The following is an 18,751-nucleotide window of genomic DNA, read 5'->3' as shown; positions in this document are numbered from 1 at the left end:
CTGCGGCGCATGCACGCGATCACCCTCGCCGTCGCCGACGTCGCACGGTCGGCAGCGTTCTACCGCGCCCTGCTCGGCATCGACGGCAGCGGCGTGATCGGCACCGAGTACCCGCCGACCGAGACCTCGGCGGGCGGGACGACCGCGATGTTCACCCTCGACGACGGTCTGATCGTCAGCGTCTACGGCCGCGAGGAAATGCGGAAGGACTCGGGCGTGGAACTCGCGACCGCCCCGAGCAGCACGATCGGGCACCTCACGGCGTCGCAGGCAGAGGCACAGGCATTCCTCGACCGAGCGGCAGCGGCCGGCGCGACGATGCTCGCAGCGCCGTACATGCGACCGTGGGGCATGTGGTCCGGCTTCTTCCAGGACCCGGACGGGCACCTGTGGGAGGTCGTGGTGAACCCCGGCGGCGGCGACCCGGCCGAGGCGACCCCGGACCAGGGCGACGTGGACCCCGAGTCGGTCGAGTAGCCGACCGCACGTCGCGGGCGCACGCCGGTCCGGACCCGGACGAGTTGCGGCGCATGGGCCGCCCGCTGCCCTACGGTTGCGACATGGACACGGGGCGGGTCGTCATCGGAGCGAGCATCATCGGGGCACTCGTCCTCGCGGCAGGACTCGTCGTCGAGACGCTTCCCACGGCGAGCCTGACGACGAACATCACCGGCGGTGGCGTGTGCGGCACCTTCCCGGAGGGTTCGACCGACGCGGCAGCGTGGTTCATGGGCGAGTTCGACAACGACACCGACCACAACATCCGCGTCCGCAGCGTCGGGGTCGACACCGTCGAGGGTGTGCGGCTCGAGCACCTCGCGATCGCTCCGAGTCCGGACAGGGGAGCGCCGGGGCTGGTCGCGACCGAGACGGCTGCGCGCCCCGCCGAGTACGGGTCGACGGTGCCGGTCGACAGCGGCGTCGTCGTCCGAGCACACGGCGAGCTCGACGTGGTCGGCCGCATCGTGCTCGAGTCGGACCGGAGCGAGGGGTACGCGCGCGGCATCACGGTCACCACGCAGGACCGCCTCGGCCGGATCCACACCGTGTCGCTGCCGAGCGCGTTCGGCGTCGGCATCGACCAGGGGCAGGAGCCGGAGCCCGACACGATCGACTGCCCCGGCACCTGAGCGGGGACGCGACGTCGATCCTGCCGTAGCGACCTCGGAGCCCCGCGCGTTCTTTCCCAGGACGCCCGCGATGCAAGGCGTGATCGGGCAGACCTGGTGGAAAGGAAGGACCGGGTACGCCCGAACGGACACAGCACGCCCGGAACCACCAGGCACGCGCGCCACCCGGGACCACCAGGCACACGCGTCACCCGAAACCACAAGGCACGCCCGGGACCACCAGGCACGCCCAACGCCGCGCGCCCGACACCCCGCCCGGCCAGCCCGCGCGGCTCCGCTACACCCCCAGCGCCTCCGCGACCTCGAGCCACCGCTCCTCGAGTTCCTCGACCTCGGCCTCGAGCCCGGCGAGCTGCGTCTGCAATGCCCCGAGCCCCGCGTAGTCCGACTGGTCGTGCGCCGCGAACGCATCGAGCAGCTTCTGCCGGTCCGCGCCGACCTTCGCGATCCGGCGGTCGAGCGCCGACATCTCCTTCTCGGCGGCACGGCGGTCCGCACCGGACAGGCCGGGCGCGGCAGGGGCGGTGGACCCGGCCCCACCCGCACCGGAGCCACCTGCCGGAGCCGTGTCGGGCCTCCCGGCCGTCGCGGCGGCAGCCGCAGATGCCGTCTGCGGGACGGAGCCCGAGGCCCGCAACCGCATGTACTCGTCGACCCCGCCGGGCAGGTGCCGCAGGTGCCCGCCGAGCACGGCGTACTGCTGGTCGGTGACGCGCTCGAGCAGGTACCGGTCGTGCGAGACGACGAGCAGGGTGCCCGGCCAGGTGTCGAGGAGGTCCTCCATCGCGGCGAGCATGTCGGTGTCGAGGTCGTTCGTGGGCTCGTCGAGGATCAGCACGTTCGGCTCGTCGAGCAGGATGAGCATGAGCTGCAGCCGTCGCTTCTGTCCACCGCTCAGGTCCTTGACCGGCGTCGAGAGCTGCTCCGAGGTGAAGCCGAGCCGCTCGAGCAGCTGGGACGGCGTCATCTCCTTGCCGTCCGCGACGTAACTCGTCTTCTTGCGGGCGACGACCTCGCGCACCCGGTCGTCCGCGAACTGCGCGAGGTCGGCGAGCTGCTGGTCGAGCACGGCGACCTGCACGGTCTTGCCCGTCTTCACCCGGCCCGAGGTCGGCTGCAGCTTGCCGGACACGAGGTTCAGGAGTGTCGACTTGCCGGCGCCGTTCGGACCGAGGATGCCGGTCCGCTCCCCCGGTGCGATCCGCCACTCGATGTCGCGCAGGATCACGTCGTCACCGAAGGTCACGCCGACGTCGAGCAGGTCGACGACGTCCTTGCCGAGGCGAGCGGTCGCCGTCTGCGACAGGGCGACGGTGTCGCGGATCGGCGGGACGTCGTCGATGAGCGCGTTCGCCGCGTCGATCCGGAACTTCGGCTTGCTCGTCCGGGCGGGTGCACCGCGGCGGAGCCACGCGAGTTCCTTGCGGGCGAGGTTCTGCCGGCGCTGCTCGCTCGCCGCGGCCTGCCGGTCACGCTCGACGCGCTGCAGGATGTACGCCGCGTAGCCGCCCTCGAACGGGTCGACGATGCCGTCGTGCACCTCCCACGTGTCGGTCGACACCGCGTCGAGGAACCAGCGGTCGTGGGTCACGACGACCATGCTGCCCTGGTTCGCGGACCAGCGGCGGTTGATGTGGTCGGCGAGCCACTGGATGCCCTCGACGTCGAGGTGGTTCGTGGGCTCGTCGAGGAACAGCACGTCCCAGTCGCCGACGAGCAGCTTCGCGAGGGCGATCCGTCGACGCTGACCACCGGAGAGGTCATCGACCACGGCGTCCCACGGGATGTCCGACACCAGGCCGCCGATGACGTCGCGGATCTTCGCGTCGCCCGCCCACTCGTGCTCGGCGAGGTCGCCCACGACGGTCGCGCCGACCGTCGCACCCTCGGGCAGGACGTCACGCTGGTCGAGGTACCCGACGGTCAGACCGCGACGGTGCGTCACGCGCCCGGAGTCCGGTTCGATCCGCTGGGACAGCAGGGCGAGGAGGGTCGACTTGCCGTCGCCGTTCCGTCCGACGACGCCGATGCGGTCCCCCTCGTCGAGGCCGAGGGTGACGCTGTCGAAGACGACCTTGGTGGGGAACGCGAGATGCAGGTTCTCGGCGCCGAGGAGATGAGCCACCCGTCAAGGGTAGGCGGCGCGGCGGGGTGCTCGGGTCGGGCGGGTGCAGGTCGGCGACCCAGCCTGGAGGCGCGGGTCAGCTCCCCGGCGTCGGCTCGCCTTCTCCGGCTGCCTCCTTGGCACGGCGCAGTCGCGCCTGGGCCTCCCAGTACTCGATCTCCCGCTCGAGCTCGGCGAGCTCCTGCTCGGTCCCCGTCACGCGCTTGTCGCCGTGGGCGGCGCGGGCGTGTCCGAGGCTGGCGTAGCCGTCCTCGTGACGGGTCGGCTCGATGTACCGGCCGTGGTTCCGGGAGCCCTGGCTCCAGTCGTGCCCGACGGCGAACCACACGATGGTGCCGACGACGGGGACGAGGATCACGAGGAACACCCACGCGATCTTCGGCAGCCCCCGCACCTGGTCGTCCCCCTTGGTGAGGATGTCGATGAGCGCGAAGATCGTCAGGACGATCGAGAACCCGTACAGCAACACTCCCATGGCTCCGGAGTCTATGGATCCGCTCGGAGCCGCCGCTACGCCCCGAACGCGTGGCGGTGTTGCGATCCGGCCACGGTCTCCTGCGGTTCCGTACAGCCCTCGTCGCAGGGGTCGGTCAGAGCGCGGCGACCCATTCGTCGGAACCGTCGGCGAAGCGCTGGTGCTTCCAGATCGGCACACGCTCCTTGACGAGGTCGACGAGCGCCCCGCACGCCGCGAACGCCTCGGCACGGTGCGGCGAGGCGACGGCCGCGGCGAGCGCGACGTCCCCGATGCCGAGCGCGCCCACGCGGTGCAGCACGGCGATGCGGACGCCGGGGTGGTCCGCCGCGATCGTCCGGGCGACCTCGGCGATGACGTCCCCGGCGCTCGGGTGCCGTTCGTAGTCGAGCGCGGTCACGCCCTTGCCGTCGTCGTGGTCGCGGACGACACCGGCGAAGGTCACGACGGCGCCGTCCTGGTCGGTGGCGACGGCCAGCGAGACCTCGTCGACCGTGACGACCCGGTCGACGACGTCGGCGAGCAGCACCCGCGCGGCGGCGGTCACGAGGCGCTCCGTGCTGCGTGTCCCTCGCCGTGCAGCTGGGCGAGCACGTGGTCGAGCACCCCGCCGACGACGTCGAGCCCGTCCGCCACCCCGCCACGCGAGCCGGGCAGCGTGACGACGAGTGCGCCGCCCACCCCGGTGCCGGCCGGGGCTCCGGCGGTCGCGATGCCGGCCACCCCGCGGCTGAGCAACGCGGTCGGTCCGGCGCCGGCGAGCCCGCGACGTCGTATCTCCTCGACGAGCCCGGGCAGTTCGAGGTCGAGCAACGGCGCGACGGCCTCGGGCGTGCGGTCGGTCGGGGTCACGCCGGTGCCGCCCGTGGTGAGCACGACCCGGGCCCCGGCGAGGAGCTCGGCCCCGACGGTGTCGGCGATCGGTCCACCGTCCGGCACGATCACAGGCTCCGCCACGACGAACGACCGATCACGCAGCCACGCGGCGATGACCGGTCCGGTCCGGTCGAGCGTCGGGTCGGCCGCCGCCTGCGTCGACACGACGACGACGGAGGCCCGGCCACGGGTGGGTTCGTTGCTCATCGGTTGCTCCAGTCACCGGAGCGTCCGCCGTGCTTCTCGAGCACCCGGACGTCCGTGATCGAGGCCGTGCGGTCGACGGCCTTCACCATGTCGTACACGGTCAGGGCCGCGACGCTCGCCCCGGTCAGGGCCTCCATCTCGACACCCGTGCGCGAGGTCGTGCGGACGGAGACCTCGACGACCACACGGTCGCCGCGACCGACGATGTCCACCTCGACCCCGGCGATGGGCAGCGGGTGGCAGAGCGGCACGAGGTCGGACGTCTTCTTGACCGCCATGATCGCCGCGATGCGTGCGGTGCCGATGACCTCGCCCTTCGGCAGCGACCCGTCGAGGATGCGTTCCACGACGTCCGTCCGGGTGACGAGCGTGGCCGTGGCGGTCGCCGAACGGGCGGTGACGGCCTTGTCGGAGACGTCCACCATGTGCGCCGTGCCGTCGCTCCGGACGTGCGAGAGGTCGTCGGTCACCGGGAGGTCGGCATCGGTCATCGGAGGCTCCAGACGGTCAGCGGGTCGCCCGGTCCGACGGTGTCGGTGCCGACCGGGACGTGGACGAGGTGGGTGGCGGCGGCGTAGTGCGCGAGCAGGTGCGAGCTCGGGCCGCCGACGAAGTGCACCCGACCGTCGGCGACGCGGCCACGACGGACCTGGTGCTTGCCTGCGGGCGACGACGCCGCGTCGGCCGCGGGGAGCCGGGCCTCGGGGCGCGACGCGGGGAGCCCCACGGCCGCGGCGAGCGCGGGCCGGAGGAACACCTCGAACGAGACGAGCGCGGAGACGGGGTTGCCCGGGAACGAGACGACCGGCACCGGACGGCCGCCGAGCGCGACGGTACCGGAGGCCTGCGGGCCGCCGGGCTGCATCGCGACCGGGGTCACACGGAGCCCGAGCGGCTCGAGGGCCTGGCGCACGACCTCGTACGCGCCGGCGCTGATGCCGCCGGTGGTGAGCACGAGGTCCGCCCAATCACCCGCGGCCTCGGTGACCGACGCGACGAAGGCGTCCGGGTCGTCGGGCAGGCGGACGGCGCGCGACTCGGCACCGACCTCGGCGAGCGCCGCACGCAGCGCGATGCCGTTGGCGTCGCCGATGGTGGCCGCACCGGCGCCCTGCAGCTCGGAGCCGGTGGACACGACGAGCACCCGCAGGGGCCGGAGCAGGTCGACCTCGGTCACCCCGGCGGACGCGAGCGTGCCGAGCAGCGCCGGCGTCACGGGTGCCCCCGCGGCCGCGAGGTCGCCGCCCTGCGGCAGGTCGCTGCCGGTGGTCCGGACGAAGGTGCCGGCGGCGAGGTCGTCCGGCACCGTGACGGCGTCGAGGTGGAGCGCAGCAGGGAAGGCCCCGGGCTCGGTGGCCTCGACCGGGAACACCGCGTCGGCACCGGACGGGATGCGCGCCCCCGTCATGATCGGCGCCGCGGTGTCCGGGTCGAGCGGCGCGGGGACGACCCCGGCGGGCACGGGCGCGACGACCCGCACGGACCGGCCGGCGTCGACGGCGCGGACGGCGAACCCGTCCATCTGCGCGTTGTCGAACGGCGGCAGCGGCACGGACGCGACGACCGGACCGGCGAGGACCCGCCGGCCGGACGCGCCGCCCGCGGTGGCCGCCAGGTCGTCGAGGGAGCGCCGCTCGGGTGTGTCCGCGCCCCGACGGACGAGCGCGCCGGCGACGAGGGACGCGATGTCGTCCCGGTGCTGACCGATCGTTCGCACGTGCGCCTCCGAACAGTGGTGGATGCCCTCCCGGTCCGTCCGGGGGTGGCGTCAGTAGCGTAACGAGGGCGCAGGACGCGCCCACGAGCATCCGGAGGACCTGTGGAGGACGACGTGACGATGACGGGACCTGTGGACGGCGAACGTGCACGCATCGGGGTGATCGGCGGCTCCGGCCTGTACCGGCTCTTCGAGGACGGCAGCGCCGACGAGATCGACGTCGACACCCCGTTCGGCCCGACCTCGAGCCCGATCAGTATCGGCATGATGGCCGGCAAGCGGGTCGCGTTCCTCACCCGCCACGGCCGTGAGCACTCGGTCGCGCCGCACCGCATCAACCACCGCGCGAACCTGTGGGCCCTGCGCTCGCTCGGTGTCCGCGCCCTGGTGTCCTCGAGCGCGGTCGGTGGCCTCCACCCCGACTACGCGCCGGGCACCTTCGTCGTGACGGACCAGCTCATCGACCGGACCTGGGGTCGCGCCGACACGTTCTTCGAGGACGCCGTGCAGCACCTCTCGTTCGCGGACCCGTTCGACCCCGTGCTCCGCGGCGTCGCGGTCGAGGCCCTCGGCGCGCTCGACGTGCCGTTCCGCCCGACGGGCACCTGTGTGGTGATCCAGGGGCCCCGCTTCTCCACCCGCGCCGAGTCGGTCTGGCTGCGCGAGGCCGGCGGCCACACCATCAACATGACGATGACGCCCGAGGTCCCGCTCGCCGCGGAGCTCGGCATCGGCACCGTGAACCTGTCGTTCGTCACCGACGCGGACGCCGGCCTGGCACCCGCCGAGGGCGAGGAGTCCGGCGAGGCCCCGGTCACGCACGGCATGGTGATGGAGCGCCTCGCCCGGGCGAACGAGGTCATCGTCCGCGCCATCGGGTCGATCGTCGCCGCCGTGCCCGACGACTACACGCCGCGCGAGCTCGTCCCGACCGCGGCCAGCGACAGCATCGTCACCACCGGCGAGGCAACCACCGGCCGGACCAGCACCGGGGCCACCGCGTGACCCGCCTGCTCGTCACCGGCGGCGCCGGCTTCATCGGTTCCGCGATCGTCCGCCTCGCGCGCGCCGAAGGTCACGAGGTCGTCGTGCTCGACTCGCTCCGCGACGACGTGCACGGCGACCCAGCCGCGGTCGTCACCGCCCACCAGCAGCAGGGCATCGCCTTCGTGCACGGTGACGTGCGCGACCGCGTCTCGCTCGACGCCGCCCTCGAGGGGGTCGACGTCGTCTGCCACCAGGCCGCCAAGGTCGGCCTCGGCGTGGACTTCCAGGACGCCCCGGACTACGTGTCCTCGAACGACGCCGGCACCGCGCACGTCCTCGCCGGCATGGACCGCCACGGCATCGGTCGCCTGGTCGTCGCGAGCTCGATGGTCGTCTACGGCGAGGGCGCGTACACGACCGCGGACCGTACCCCCGTCCGTCCGCCGGCCCGCCGGCGCGAGGACCTCGACGCCGGTCGGTTCGACCCGATCGGCCCGGACGGCAACGCCCTGCTGCCCGGTCTCATCGACGAGTCCGCCGCGCTCGACCCCCGCAACGTGTACGCGCAGACGAAAGTGGCGCAGGAGCACCTGGCGTCGAGCTGGGCCCGTGCGACCGGCGGTCGGGCGATCGCACTCCGCTACCACAACGTGTACGGCCCAGGCATGCCCGCGAACACGCCGTACGCCGGCGTCGCGAGCCTGTTCCGCTCCGCACTCGCCCGTGGTGAGGCGCCGCGGGTCTACGAGGACGGCCGCCAGCGTCGTGACTTCGTGCACGTCGACGACGTCGCCGGAGCGAACGCCGCGTCGATCGCCGCGACCGCGGACCTGCCGGACGAGGCGTTCCGCGCCTACAACGTCGGCTCGGGTGTCGTGCACACCATCGGCGAGATGGCCGCGGCGATCGCCGGGCCGGAGGGTCCGCAGCCGGTCGTCACCGGGCAGTACCGGCTCGGCGACGTGCGGCACGTGACGGCCTCGTCGGAGCGCATCGCCGCCGAGCTCGGCTGGCGCGCCGAGGTCGACTTCGAGCGCGGCATGCGCGAGTTCGCGACCGCCCCGCTGCGCGCCGCCGTGCAGCGCTAGCCGCGGGGCCGACCCGGCCACGCGCCCTGGACCGCACCCCCGCGTGAGGCGCGGTGCGCGACCGACGCGCACCGCGCCTCCCGGCCGGACCTGCGACGACCCCACGTGCTGAGCGACACCTCGCGCGGCCGCCGGAACGTGAGATGTCGCTCAGCGCGTGAAGTCACGACCGACCGCTCGCAGCCCGCGCGCCCGCGCGCGGCCCGTCGCGGACGCCCCACGCGCGCCGCAGCGTCCGCGGCGCACCGACCTGTCCCCCGTTCGGGGCGACGCGCCGCCGTCAGTGCGCGGATCGGTCAGTGGGTGACGCGCTTCCTGTACCCCGCGTCGTGACGTCGTGTTACGTGGACGCATGCACCGACGACCGGACGAGCCGACCGACGACCCCGCCCGCACGACGCGCGCGGAGCAGCCCCGGACCCGTCGATCCGACGCGCCGCACCGAATGGTCGACATGAACGTCGACGTGATCCTCCCCTGTCTCGACGAGGCCGACGCGCTCCCCGAGGTCCTCGGGCGCCTGCCCCGCGGCTTCCGCGCGATCGTCGTCGACAACGGATCGACCGACGGTTCGGCCGACGTCGCCCGCGCCCACGGCGCGACCGTCGTGACGGAACCGCGTAAGGGGTTCGGTTCGGCATGCGCCGCCGGGGTCGCCGCGGCCACCGCCGAGTACGTCGCGTTCTGCGACGCCGACGCGTCGATGGACCCGGCAGAGCTCCCCGCCCTGGTCGAGCGCGTCGCCTCCGGTCACACCGACCTCGCGCTCGGCCGACGCGTCCCGACGTCGCGCGGCGCCTGGGCACCGCACGCACGCTTCGCGAACCGCGTCCTCGCGGTCCTGATGCACCGCGCCACGGGGTACCGGCTCCGCGACCTCGGCCCGATGCGGGTGATGCGCCGAGCAGACCTCGTCGCCCTCGACCTGCAGGACCGCCGCAGCGGCTACCCGCTCGAGATGGTCCTCGCCGCACATGCGCGCGGCTGGCGCGTCGACGAGTCCGACATCGGCTACGCGCAGCGGATCGGCGACAGCAAGGTCACCGGCACGCTCCGCGGCACCGTGAACGCGGTCAAGGACATGTCCCGACTCCTCCGGCAGTACGGCCGGGAGGCACGCCCCACCGCCGCCGGGCAGCCGTCGGCTCCGCAGACGGCCGGCTCCACCGCCGGGGTCGCTCCGGTCGCGCCCGCCTCGACCGTGCCGGCCGCCACCGCAGCCCCCTCGGAGGTCCGCTCGTGACGGGCCGCCACGCCGACGACGCCCGCGGGATCACCGTCGCCGTCGTCGCGAAGGAGTGTCTGCCCGGCCGGGTGAAGACCCGACTGACGCCCGCCCTCTCCCCCGAGGGTGCCGCGCGGGTCGCCGCCGCCAGCCTCGCCGACACCCTCGCGACCGTGCAGGCCCTGCCGGCCGCCCGACGCCTCCTGTTCTTCGACGGCCAGGTGCTGCCCGACGGCGCCGAGGGCTTCGACGTCCTGCACCAGCCCGGAGGCGGCCTCGACGAGCGCCTCGGCGAGCTCTTCGACGCCGTGGACGGTCCGCTGCTCCTCGTCGGCATGGACACCCCGCAGGTCAGCACCACCGACCTCGCCCCCGTGTTCGACGGCCCGGACCGCGACGCCTGGTTCGGCCCGGCGGAGGACGGCGGCTTCTGGGCGCTCTACCTCCGCGAGCCCGACGGCGCCCACCTGCGCGGCGTCCCGATGTCGCAGGACGACACCGGCGCGGTGCAGTTCGCCCGACTCGTCGACGCCGGACTCGACGTCGGTCGCCTCGGCACGCTGCTCGACGTCGACACCATCGCCGACGCGGACCGCGTCGCCGCGCTCGTCCCGGGAGCGCGCTTCACCGAGGCGCTGCGCGCCGAGACCGTGGGGAGCACCCGATGACCATGCACGCACCCGTCGCGTTCGGCGCCGGCGGCGGCGAGCCGTACGCCCGTGCCCTGCGCACCGACGGCCGGATCCGCCTCACCGACCCGGACCGCCCGGACGCCGCGATCACCTTCGACGTCGGCCGCTGGAGCGCCGCGGCCGACAGCGTCGACCGTTCCCTGCTCGAGGTCGCCGACGGCCCCGTGATCGACATCGGTTGCGGCCCCGGGCGGATGCTCGTCGCCGCGCGGACCCTGGGGATCCCGTCGCTCGGCGTGGACGTCTCGGCCGAGGCGGTCGCGATCGCCCGGGAGACCGGCGGCACCGCGATGCAGGGCTCGGTCTTCGACCCGGTGCCCGACGAGGGCCACTGGGACACCGCGCTCGTGATCGACGGCAACATCGGCATCGGCGGCGACCCCGAGGCACTGCTGCGCCGCTGCGGCGAGATCGTCCGCGTCGGCGGCCGCGTGGTGGTCGAGACGCACGTCGACCGCTCCGCCGACCGCGCGTTCACCGCTCGCGTGGTGGATGCGGACGGCCACCGGAGCGGCGCGTTCCCGTGGGCCGAGGTCGGGATCGACGCTCTGCTCGACCATGCGGCGGCCGCGGGCCTCACCGCGCGGCAGAGCTGGACCGCCGAGGGCCGGACGTTCTGCGAGCTGGTCGCCTGACGCGGTTGTCTTGCATCATGCAACACAAGGGGTAGGCTAGGGCCCACCAGTCGACGGCGTCGTGGCCGCCGGTCGGCGGTCGGCGAGCCTCGGCACGACGACGAGGAGCTCCCGATGCAGAACCGTCACCACCCCCTCGGCGGAGCGTACGTCTCCGGCCTCGAGCAGCGCGACGAGCGCGGCGCCTACGCGGTCGACGCAGCATGGCGACCGCTCGGCACCTACACCGGCACCGGCGTCGGCCGCGCGATCGGCCGGTTCGTGGACACGCAGTTCCGCCGCCCCGGCACCGCGACGAGCTCGACGCGCACCGTCACCGGATCGCTCCGGACGACGACCGGTTCGTTCCGCACCGCCTGACGCGACACCGGCCGCGTCGAGCTGAACGCTCGCACGCGGCCGATGCCAGGATGGGGACATGAACGACCGAGCCGGCACCCCAGCGACCGCAGACGACCTCGTCGACCTCGACGCCCTCATCGCCGCGTACCACGAGCGTGTGCCGGACGTGTCGAAGCCCGAGCAGCAGGTCGTCTTCGGCACCTCGGGTCACCGCGGGTCCTCCCTCGACTCGGCGTTCAACGACACCCACATCGCCGCGATCACGCAGGCGATCGTCGAGTACCGCACGGCACAGGGCACCGACGGCCCGCTGTTCATCGGTCGCGACACCCATGCGCTGTCCGCCCCGGCCGAGCGCACCGCGCTCGAGGTCCTCGCGGCGAACGGCGTCCACGTCCTCGCCGACGCCGAGGACGGCTACGTCCCGACCCCGGCCCTCAGCCACGCGATCATCGCCTACAACAAGGCCGGTCACGACGACACCGCCGACGGCATCGTCATCACCCCGAGCCACAACCCGCCCCGCGACGGCGGCTTCAAGTACAACCCCCCGCACGGCGGTCCCGCGGACAGCGACGCCACGAGCTGGATCGCCCAGCGCGCGAACGCGATCATCGCCGGCGGGAACACCGAGGTGCAGCGCACCGAGCAGGCCTCGCCGGACCGCTACGACTTCCTCGGCTCGTACGTCGCCGACCTCGAGAACATCATCGACATCGCGGCGATCAAGCGTGCCGGCGTCCGGATCGGCGCCGACCCGCTCGGCGGTGCGTCGCTGCCGTACTGGGAGCGCATCCGCGACCACTACGGCCTCGACCTCACCGTCGTGAACCCGGAGATCGACCCGGCCTGGGCGTTCATGACGCTCGACTGGGACGGCAAGATCCGGATGGACCCGTCGAGCGCCAGCGCGATGGCCTCCGTCGTCGCGAGGAAGGACGACTACGACGTCCTGACCGGCAACGACGCCGACTCCGACCGGCACGGCATCGTCACGCCGGACGGCGGGCTGATGAACCCGAACCACTACCTCGCCGTCGCGATCGAGTACCTGTACGCACACCGTCCGGACTGGCGCGAGGACGCCGCGATCGGCAAGACCCTCGTGTCGTCGAGCATCATCGACGAGGTGGCGGACTCGCTCGGGCGTCGCCTGTGGGAGGTCCCGGTCGGCTTCAAGTGGTTCGTGCCCGGCCTGATCGACGGGTCGGTTGCCTTCGGTGGCGAGGAGTCCGCCGGCGCCTCGTTCCTCCGGATGGACGGCACCGCGTGGACGACCGACAAGGACGGCATCATCCTCGCGCTCCTGGCGTCCGAGATCATCGCCGTGACGGGCAAGACCCCCTCGCAGCTCTACGACGAGCTGACCGAGCGGTTCGGCGCCCCGGTGTACCAGCGCGTCGACGCCGCGGCGAGCAAGGAGCAGAAGGCCCGCCTGTCGAAGCTCGACGGTGACGCGATCACCGCCCAGACCCTGGCCGGCGACCCGATCACCGCGAAGCTGTCGAAGGCGCCGGGCAACGACGCCGCGGTCGGCGGCGTGAAGGTCGTGACCGACAAGGCGTGGTTCGCGGCCCGGCCGTCCGGCACCGAGGACGTCTACAAGATCTACGCCGAGAGCTTCGTCTCGCAGGAGCACCTCGAGCAGGTGCAGCGCGAGGCGAAGGAGATCGTCGACGCCGCACTCGGCGCCTGACTCCCGCACCCCGCGCGAGCCCGCTCGTCGCCGTGACCGCCGCGCGCACCTGACATCCCCGTCGGGCGCGCGCGGCGTACCGTGATGCCGTCGGCCCGTCCAGCCCGGACGGCACCCGACGTCCCGTCCCCCTGCTCCTGCCGATCTCCACAGGAACAGGCCACTCCGGGGCAGCTCACCTTGCGGCAGTTGTAACTTTGCAGCCAGCGCAAAGTTCGACGCGCCCACCGGTACCGGGAGACGGAATCACATGACCCAGACGGCGACCGCACCCGCGGCCCCCACCACGGCCTCGAACGCCGTGATGAACCACCGGCAGATCCTGCTCGTCATCTACGGGCTGATGGCCGGCATGTTCCTCGGTGCCCTCGACCAGACCATCGTCGGCACCGCGATCCGGACGATCGGCGACGACCTGCACGGCCTCGACCAGCAGGCCTGGGTGACGACCGGCTACCTCATCGCGAGCACGGTCACGACCCCGATCTACGGCAAGCTCTCCGACATCTTCGGTCGGCGCCCGCTGTTCCTCACCGCGATCGGCATCTTCATCGTCGGCTCGCTCTTCGCGTCCTTCTCGACGTCCATGCTCATGCTCGCCGGGTTCCGCGCGCTGCAGGGCCTCGGCGCGGGCGGCCTGATGTCCCTGCCGCTGGCGATCATGGGCGACATGCTCGCCCCGCGTGAGCGCGCCAAGTACCAGGGGTACTTCCTCGCGGTGTTCGGCATCTCGAGCGTCATCGGCCCGCTCGTCGGCGGGCTCTTCGCCGGCGCGAGCGAGATCCTCTTCATCTCCGGCTGGCGCTGGGTCTTCCTGATCAACGTCCCGATCGGCATCGGTGCGCTCGTGATGGTGCTGACCTTCCTGCACCTGCCGAAGTTCGGCGACCGCGGCAAGCCGCGCATCGACTGGTGGGGCGCGAGCCTCGTCATCGTGACCCTCGTGCCGCTGCTCCTCATCGCCGAGCAGGGACGCGAGTGGGGCTGGAGCTCCCCGGGCGCCTTCGCCTGCTACGGCATCGGTGCCGTCGGCCTCGTCGCGTTCGTGATCGTCGAGCGCGCGATGGGCGACGACGCGATCCTGCCGCTCAAGCTGTTCGGCTCGCGGGTGTTCTCGATGGCCGCCGTGCTGTCCGTGCTCGTCGGCTTCGGCATGTTCGGCGCCATGCTGACGATCCCGCTGTACCTGCAGATCGTGAAGGGCGTCACCCCGACGGAGTCCGGCTTCTCGATGCTGCCGATGGTCCTCGGCCTGATGATCGCCTCGATCGCGTCCGGCCAGATCATCTCGCGGACCGGCAGGTACCAGGTCTTCCCGATCACGGGCACCGCGTTCACCGCGATCGGCTTCACCGTCCTCACGTTCCTGACGGCCGACAGCCCGCTCTGGTTCCTCATGCTCGGCATGTTCGGCATCGGCCTCGGGCTCGGGCAGCTCATGCAGACCCTCACCCTCGCGGCGCAGAACTCGGTCAGCCCGCGGGACATCGGCGTCGCGACGAGCGCGGCCACGTTCTTCCGCCAGATCGGCGGCACGATGGGCACCGCCGTGCTCCTGTCCGTCCTGTTCTCCCTGATGCCGACGAACATCACGGGCGCGATGCAGAACGAGAACACGCTCCGCAGCGCCCTGAACGCCGCCCTCACCCCCTCCGTCGCGAACGCCGCCGACAACAAGGGCGTGATGGACCAGATCTGGGGGAAGGTCGTCGACCCGGTCAAGCAGCAGGTGCAGGACGGCCTGAACCAGGGCGCGGTCAAGGCGAAGCAGGCTGCCGACGCCGCGGTCACGAAGCAGGTCTCGGCCGCCGTGCAGCAGCGCGTCGACGCCGGCCAGCTGCCCGCCGCGCAGGCGCAGTCCGTCATCGACGAGCAGGTCGCCGCCGCGAAGCCCGCCGCCGAGCGGCAGGCCCTCGAGCAGGCCGCGAGCCAGGCGAAGGCCGAGGTCGTCGACGGCACGCTCCAGGTCGACTACTCGAACGCCGAGCAGCGCTCGAACGTCGTCCGCGAGGTCGCTCCCGCCATCGTGAAGCAGCTCAAGAGCGGCGACTCGTCGGCGAACTCGTCGTCCAGCGCCACCACGAGCGACACGTCGTTCCTCAACGGCGCCGACCACCGCCTCACCCGACCGTTCCTCGTCGGCTTCAGCAACTCGGCCGTCGTCGTCTACTACGTCGGCCTCGGCGTGATCCTGCTCGCCTTCGTCCTGACGTGGTTCTTCCGGGTGCCGCCGCTCCGCAAGGTCTCGGCACTCCAGGAGCAGGCGAACGCGCAGAAGGGCGAGTCGGACCGGCTCGCCGTGGACGCGCAGCAGGCGGCCGCCGGCAGCGGCGCACTGGTGTCGCCCGACACCGGATCGATGGCGGTCGTGCCGACCTCGCCCGACGTGGCGGCACAGCCCCGCCCCGCACTGGTCGGTGCCCGGTCGGGAGGCGCGGCCTCCTCCGCCACGACGGTCGCCTCCCCCACCGGGTCGGCCCCGGCAGCGGCCTCGCCCGGACCCCGAGCGTCGGCTCCGTCGTCCGACACGCGCGCGCCGCTCCCCGGAGCGACGACGCACGGCGCCCACTCCGCCGCAGCGCCGGTGGACGAGCCGCCGACCACGACCGGCGCCATCCGCACGCGGGCCGCGCACGTGGCACCGACGCCCGACGCGACCGACACGGCCGGGTCGACGGGGGCGGTGGACGCACCCACCCACGCAGCCGACGTGGATGCTGCGGACGGGGGCCGCGCCTCCCGTCCGGCCGACGACCACCCGCACGGCCGCCACTCGGCCGAGTAGCCGGCCCGCGTCCGTCGTCAGCCGGCGGACGCGGTCGGCGGGCCGACGACCTCGAACGACGCCCCGGGCAGGCGTCGACGCATGACGTCCACGGCGGCGGGGTTGTCGTCGACGAGCACGTACCGACGGCCCAGCGCCGCGGCGACCGCACCCGTGGTACCGCTGCCGGCGAAGGCGTCGAGGACCCAGTCGCCCTCCCGACTGGAGGCCTGCACGATGCGCCGCAGCACCCCCTCGGGCTTCTGCGTCGGGTAGCCGGTCTTCTCACGCCCGGTCGGCGACACGATCGTGTGCCACCAGACGTCGGTCGGCAGCTTGCCGCGCTCGCGCTTCTCGGGCGTGACGAGGCCGGGTGCCATGTAGGGCTCACGGTCGACGGCCGCCGAGTCGAACCAGTACCGGGCCGGGTCCTTCACGTAGACGAGGATCGTGTCGTGCTTCGTCGGCCAGCGTGACCGCGACTTCGCGCCGAAGTCGTACGCCCAGACGATCTCGTTGAGGAAGCATTCGCGGCCGAACAGTGCGTCGAGCAGCACCTTGGCGTAGTGCGACTCGCGGTAGTCGAGGTGCAGGTAGAGCGTGCCGTCGTCCGCGAGCAGCCGCCATGCCTCGAGCAGTCGGGGTTCGAGGAACGACCAGTAGTCCTCGAACCGGTCGTCGAACCGCACGAGGTCGCCGCGGACACGCTCGTAGGTGCCGCCGCGGAAGCCGGTGACGGTCTCCCGGCGGCCCGCCCGGCTCGGCTCCGTGCCCGCGTCGCTCCGGACCGCGGAGCTCGCGTGCCGGCGCTGGTAGCGGCCGGTGTTGAACGGCGGGTCGAGGTAGACGAGGGTGAAGGAGCCGTCGGCCAGGGTCGGCAGCACGTCGGCGTTGTCACCGAGCACCACCCGGTCGGGGCCGCGGTCCTCGCCGATGTGCACGGGACCATCCTCGCGCACCGGGGACGGGCGGTCCGCGCCGGACCGCACCGGGGATGCCGGCACCGCTCCGGCCCGCGCTGCGGGGTCCTCCGGCCCGACGGCGGGGCCGGTCAGCGGCAGGTGACGCTCGTCAGCCGGGCGTCGTGGTCGCTCGACCAGGCACCGCCGGCCCAGACCCGCACGGTGGAGCCGCGGTACAGGGGTGCCTCGACCACGACGTCGTGCCGACCGAGGTCGCCGATCGGCTCGTCGACGGCCATCTGCACCGTGGCGGACTCGCAGTCGGTCAGCGGCGCGAGCTCCCAACCGGCGCACCCAAGGTCGGCGCAGCCGTCCGGCCACGCGCCGTCCTCATCCTCGTCGTCGGAGTCGAGTGCCGTGGTCCGGAGCTTCGCCGCCGACTCCGGGTGTGCGTGGCAGGTGACGTCGTCGACACCCGCCCACTCCTCGTCGCCGGTCTCGACGAGCACGAGCGGCCGTCCGGCGGTCAGCGTCACCGTCCGGGCGTCGGTGCGGACGTCGTCGCCGTCCTGTTCGTCGGCGAAGCCGATGGTGACCTCGGCGGGGCCGCTGCACTCGCCCGTGACCGCCCACGCCCAGCAGCCGCTGTCGCTCTCGACCGTGCCGCAGGCCGTCTCGTACGAGTCGTCGTCCTGCAGCAGCGCGGCCGAGATGGTGCCGTCGTCCGAGGTCCACGGCGAGGTGTCGCCCTCGCTCTCGCTCCAGTCGTCGCCGGGGTCGTCCGGGTAGGGCTCGCCGGAGTCCGGGTCGATGTCCTGCAGTCCGTACGCCAGCGTCGACCCGTCGTGCTGCACGTGGTCGACCACCGGGGCGACGACCGCGGCCGCCGCGACGACGAGCGCGAACGCCGAGACGACGGACACGAACGTGAAGGCCCTCCGGGTGTTGCGGCGGGAGGACTCCCCCACCTGCGCGGCTTTCACCTCGACGAACGGGTGCGCGACGGGCAGCCCCCACGCCGCAGCGGTCCAGGCTGCCACGGCATCGTCCTCGCCCAGGTCCGGACGGGCGGCGCGGGCACGAGCGGGCAGTTCGGTCCGGCGCCACGCCGCAGCGTCCTCGCGGATCGAGGTGGCGGTCCGCCCGGCGAGGTCGGCGTGCCGGGCCCCGGTGACGAGCAGGACCGCGATCGCGGCGACGAGCGGTGCCAGCAGGAGCACCGCCGCCACCTCCGCGCCGAGGGCCGACGTCAGGACGACACCGATGAACGCCGCGACCACCACCGGGAACGCGATCCGCTGCGCGAGTCGGAGCCGGCGCGAGGTGGCGGGCATGTACGACCAGAACGACCGCGCCTCCGACCGCCAGAACGCCCAGCTGGGCGGAGCCGGAGCGACGCCCGGGCCGGGCGTCCACCCGGGAGCCGGTTCGGCGCCCTGGTACAGCTCCGTCCACTCGTCGGACGGAGCCGGCCAGCCCCGCGGGGTCCGGAAGCGGAAGGGCGGAGTGGGCTCGTGCTGCACGGTGCGACCCTAGCGAGCCACAGAGCGGACGCACAGGCCCTTCTTCGGGAGGGCCGGCGTAGCGTCGGGCGCATGGCAGCACCCGAGGTCCGCAACGACACCGACAAGCAGCAGTACTCCCTCGTCGAGGACGGGGAGGTGATCGGGTTCGCGGCGTACGAGGTCGACGGCGAAGAGATCCGCTTCGTGCACACCGAGGTCGATCCCGCCCACCGCGGCGGCGGCCACGCCTCGATCCTCGTCCAGCATGCGCTCGACGACGTGCGCGAGGGCTCGCTGCGCGTCGTGCCGCAGTGCTCGTACGTGCACGCCTGGATCGAGCGGCACCCGGACTACCAGGAGCTCACGACGCGCTGAACAGGCTGCG

19 protein-coding genes are annotated in these 18,751 nt (G+C 73.1%); 11 read left to right on the top strand and 8 right to left on the bottom strand.

Annotated features, from left to right (window positions below; genetic code table 11):
• The first annotated feature begins 9 nt into the window (after nt 1-9).
• Together ACY3FI_RS03170 and ACY3FI_RS03165 are read left to right on the top strand one after the other, a co-directional pair.
• Nucleotides 10-477: a VOC family protein gene (locus ACY3FI_RS03170; protein WP_462549293.1), complete on the top strand. Its 468-nt coding sequence runs from the start codon at nt 10-12 to the stop codon at nt 475-477.
• An 83-nt stretch (nt 478-560) separates the two neighbouring features.
• Complete coding sequence (locus ACY3FI_RS03165; protein WP_462549292.1) at nt 561-1,130, top strand: hypothetical protein; 570 nt, start codon at nt 561-563, stop codon at nt 1,128-1,130.
• Between the two features lie 277 nt (nt 1,131-1,407).
• Here ACY3FI_RS03165 and ACY3FI_RS03160 read toward each other — a convergent pair whose 3' ends face one another.
• The 6 genes from ACY3FI_RS03160 to ACY3FI_RS03135 all read right to left on the bottom strand — a co-directional run bounded on the left by ACY3FI_RS03160 (nt 1,408) and on the right by ACY3FI_RS03135 (nt 6,530).
• Nucleotides 1,408-3,255, bottom strand: coding sequence for an ABC-F family ATP-binding cassette domain-containing protein (locus tag ACY3FI_RS03160; RefSeq protein WP_462549291.1), 1,848 nt, complete (start codon nt 3,253-3,255; stop codon nt 1,408-1,410).
• 76 nt (nt 3,256-3,331) lie between these two features.
• Nucleotides 3,332-3,730, bottom strand: coding sequence for a PLD nuclease N-terminal domain-containing protein (locus tag ACY3FI_RS03155; protein ID WP_462549290.1), 399 nt, complete (start codon nt 3,728-3,730; stop codon nt 3,332-3,334).
• Between the two features lie 115 nt (nt 3,731-3,845).
• Entirely contained in the window at nt 3,846-4,277 is a 432-nt protein-coding gene (locus tag ACY3FI_RS03150) for a molybdenum cofactor biosynthesis protein MoaE (protein ID WP_462549289.1), read from the bottom strand.
• Complete coding sequence (locus tag ACY3FI_RS03145; RefSeq protein ID WP_462549288.1) at nt 4,274-4,813, bottom strand: MogA/MoaB family molybdenum cofactor biosynthesis protein; 540 nt, start codon at nt 4,811-4,813, stop codon at nt 4,274-4,276. The genes ACY3FI_RS03150 and ACY3FI_RS03145 overlap by 4 nt, the downstream gene beginning before the upstream one ends.
• Nucleotides 4,810-5,304, bottom strand: coding sequence for a cyclic pyranopterin monophosphate synthase MoaC (moaC, locus tag ACY3FI_RS03140; protein WP_462549287.1), 495 nt, complete (start codon nt 5,302-5,304; stop codon nt 4,810-4,812). The genes ACY3FI_RS03145 and moaC overlap by 4 nt, the downstream gene beginning before the upstream one ends.
• Nucleotides 5,301-6,530 (bottom strand): molybdopterin molybdotransferase MoeA, encoded by a 1,230-nt coding sequence (locus ACY3FI_RS03135; protein ID WP_462549286.1) that lies wholly within the window; start codon nt 6,528-6,530, stop codon nt 5,301-5,303. The genes moaC and ACY3FI_RS03135 overlap by 4 nt, the downstream gene beginning before the upstream one ends.
• A 120-nt stretch (nt 6,531-6,650) precedes the next feature.
• Between ACY3FI_RS03135 and ACY3FI_RS03130 the strand changes: the two genes are divergently transcribed.
• From ACY3FI_RS03130 to ACY3FI_RS03095, 8 genes are all read left to right on the top strand, one after another.
• On the top strand, nt 6,651-7,535 hold the full coding sequence (locus ACY3FI_RS03130; RefSeq protein ID WP_462549285.1) for an MTAP family purine nucleoside phosphorylase: 885 nt from the start codon (nt 6,651-6,653) through the stop codon (nt 7,533-7,535).
• Nucleotides 7,532-8,605, top strand: a complete 1,074-nt coding sequence (locus tag ACY3FI_RS03125; RefSeq protein WP_462549284.1) for an NAD-dependent epimerase/dehydratase family protein — start codon at nt 7,532-7,534, stop codon at nt 8,603-8,605. The genes ACY3FI_RS03130 and ACY3FI_RS03125 overlap by 4 nt, the downstream gene beginning before the upstream one ends.
• 352 nt (nt 8,606-8,957) lie before the next feature.
• Nucleotides 8,958-9,848 carry a glycosyltransferase family 2 protein gene (locus tag ACY3FI_RS03120; RefSeq protein ID WP_462549283.1) on the top strand — a complete coding sequence of 297 codons (891 nt, stop codon included), beginning with the start codon at nt 8,958-8,960 and terminating at the stop codon, nt 9,846-9,848.
• Nucleotides 9,845-10,498 (top strand): TIGR04282 family arsenosugar biosynthesis glycosyltransferase, encoded by a 654-nt coding sequence (locus ACY3FI_RS03115; protein ID WP_462549282.1) that lies wholly within the window; start codon nt 9,845-9,847, stop codon nt 10,496-10,498. Before ACY3FI_RS03120 ends, ACY3FI_RS03115 begins: the two co-directional genes overlap by 4 nt.
• Entirely contained in the window at nt 10,495-11,157 is a 663-nt protein-coding gene (locus tag ACY3FI_RS03110; protein ID WP_462549281.1) for a methyltransferase domain-containing protein, read from the top strand. Before ACY3FI_RS03115 ends, ACY3FI_RS03110 begins: the two co-directional genes overlap by 4 nt.
• A 114-nt stretch (nt 11,158-11,271) precedes the next feature.
• Complete coding sequence (locus ACY3FI_RS03105) at nt 11,272-11,517, top strand: hypothetical protein (protein WP_462549280.1); 246 nt, start codon at nt 11,272-11,274, stop codon at nt 11,515-11,517.
• 58 nt (nt 11,518-11,575) lie between these two features.
• A complete protein-coding gene (gene pgm, locus ACY3FI_RS03100) occupies nt 11,576-13,195 on the top strand; it encodes a phosphoglucomutase (alpha-D-glucose-1,6-bisphosphate-dependent) (protein WP_462549279.1) in 1,620 nt (539 codons plus the stop codon).
• A 250-nt stretch (nt 13,196-13,445) separates the two neighbouring features.
• Nucleotides 13,446-15,980, top strand: a complete 2,535-nt coding sequence (locus ACY3FI_RS03095; protein ID WP_462549278.1) for a DHA2 family efflux MFS transporter permease subunit — start codon at nt 13,446-13,448, stop codon at nt 15,978-15,980.
• Between the two features lie 17 nt (nt 15,981-15,997).
• Here ACY3FI_RS03095 and ACY3FI_RS03090 read toward each other — a convergent pair whose 3' ends face one another.
• Both ACY3FI_RS03090 and ACY3FI_RS03085 read right to left on the bottom strand, forming a co-directional pair.
• Entirely contained in the window at nt 15,998-16,900 is a 903-nt protein-coding gene (locus ACY3FI_RS03090) for a DNA-methyltransferase (RefSeq protein WP_462549277.1), read from the bottom strand.
• A 110-nt stretch (nt 16,901-17,010) separates the two neighbouring features.
• Nucleotides 17,011-18,384 carry a hypothetical protein gene (locus ACY3FI_RS03085; protein WP_462549276.1) on the bottom strand — a complete coding sequence of 458 codons (1,374 nt, stop codon included), beginning with the start codon at nt 18,382-18,384 and terminating at the stop codon, nt 17,011-17,013.
• 72 nt (nt 18,385-18,456) lie between these two features.
• Between ACY3FI_RS03085 and ACY3FI_RS03080 the strand changes: the two genes are divergently transcribed.
• Nucleotides 18,457-18,741 carry a GNAT family N-acetyltransferase gene (locus ACY3FI_RS03080; protein ID WP_462549275.1) on the top strand — a complete coding sequence of 95 codons (285 nt, stop codon included), beginning with the start codon at nt 18,457-18,459 and terminating at the stop codon, nt 18,739-18,741.
• Nucleotides 18,742-18,751: the final 10 nt, after the last annotated feature.

The sequence above is a fragment of the Curtobacterium sp. RM9 genome (assembly GCF_054956955.1).
This window is presented reverse-complemented; position numbering and strand designations above follow the sequence as displayed.

What these genes read in the sequence shown, in the direction of transcription:
- ACY3FI_RS03170 (WP_462549293.1), top strand. Translation starts at nt 10, where the DNA reads ATGCACGCGATCACCCTCGCCGTCGCCGACGTCGCACGGTCGGCAGCG.
- ACY3FI_RS03165 (WP_462549292.1), top strand. Translation starts at nt 561, where the DNA reads ATGGACACGGGGCGGGTCGTCATCGGAGCGAGCATCATCGGGGCACTC.
- ACY3FI_RS03155 (WP_462549290.1), bottom strand. Translation starts at nt 3,730, where the DNA reads ATGGGAGTGTTGCTGTACGGGTTCTCGATCGTCCTGACGATCTTCGCG.
- ACY3FI_RS03145 (WP_462549288.1), bottom strand. Translation starts at nt 4,813, where the DNA reads ATGAGCAACGAACCCACCCGTGGCCGGGCCTCCGTCGTCGTCGTGTCG.
- moaC (WP_462549287.1), bottom strand. Translation starts at nt 5,304, where the DNA reads ATGACCGATGCCGACCTCCCGGTGACCGACGACCTCTCGCACGTCCGG.
- ACY3FI_RS03130 (WP_462549285.1), top strand. Translation starts at nt 6,651, where the DNA reads ATGACGGGACCTGTGGACGGCGAACGTGCACGCATCGGGGTGATCGGC.
- ACY3FI_RS03120 (WP_462549283.1), top strand. Translation starts at nt 8,958, where the DNA reads ATGCACCGACGACCGGACGAGCCGACCGACGACCCCGCCCGCACGACG.
- ACY3FI_RS03110 (WP_462549281.1), top strand. Translation starts at nt 10,495, where the DNA reads ATGACCATGCACGCACCCGTCGCGTTCGGCGCCGGCGGCGGCGAGCCG.
- ACY3FI_RS03105 (WP_462549280.1), top strand. Translation starts at nt 11,272, where the DNA reads ATGCAGAACCGTCACCACCCCCTCGGCGGAGCGTACGTCTCCGGCCTC.
- pgm (WP_462549279.1), top strand. Translation starts at nt 11,576, where the DNA reads ATGAACGACCGAGCCGGCACCCCAGCGACCGCAGACGACCTCGTCGAC.
- ACY3FI_RS03095 (WP_462549278.1), top strand. Translation starts at nt 13,446, where the DNA reads ATGACCCAGACGGCGACCGCACCCGCGGCCCCCACCACGGCCTCGAAC.
- ACY3FI_RS03080 (WP_462549275.1), top strand. Translation starts at nt 18,457, where the DNA reads ATGGCAGCACCCGAGGTCCGCAACGACACCGACAAGCAGCAGTACTCC.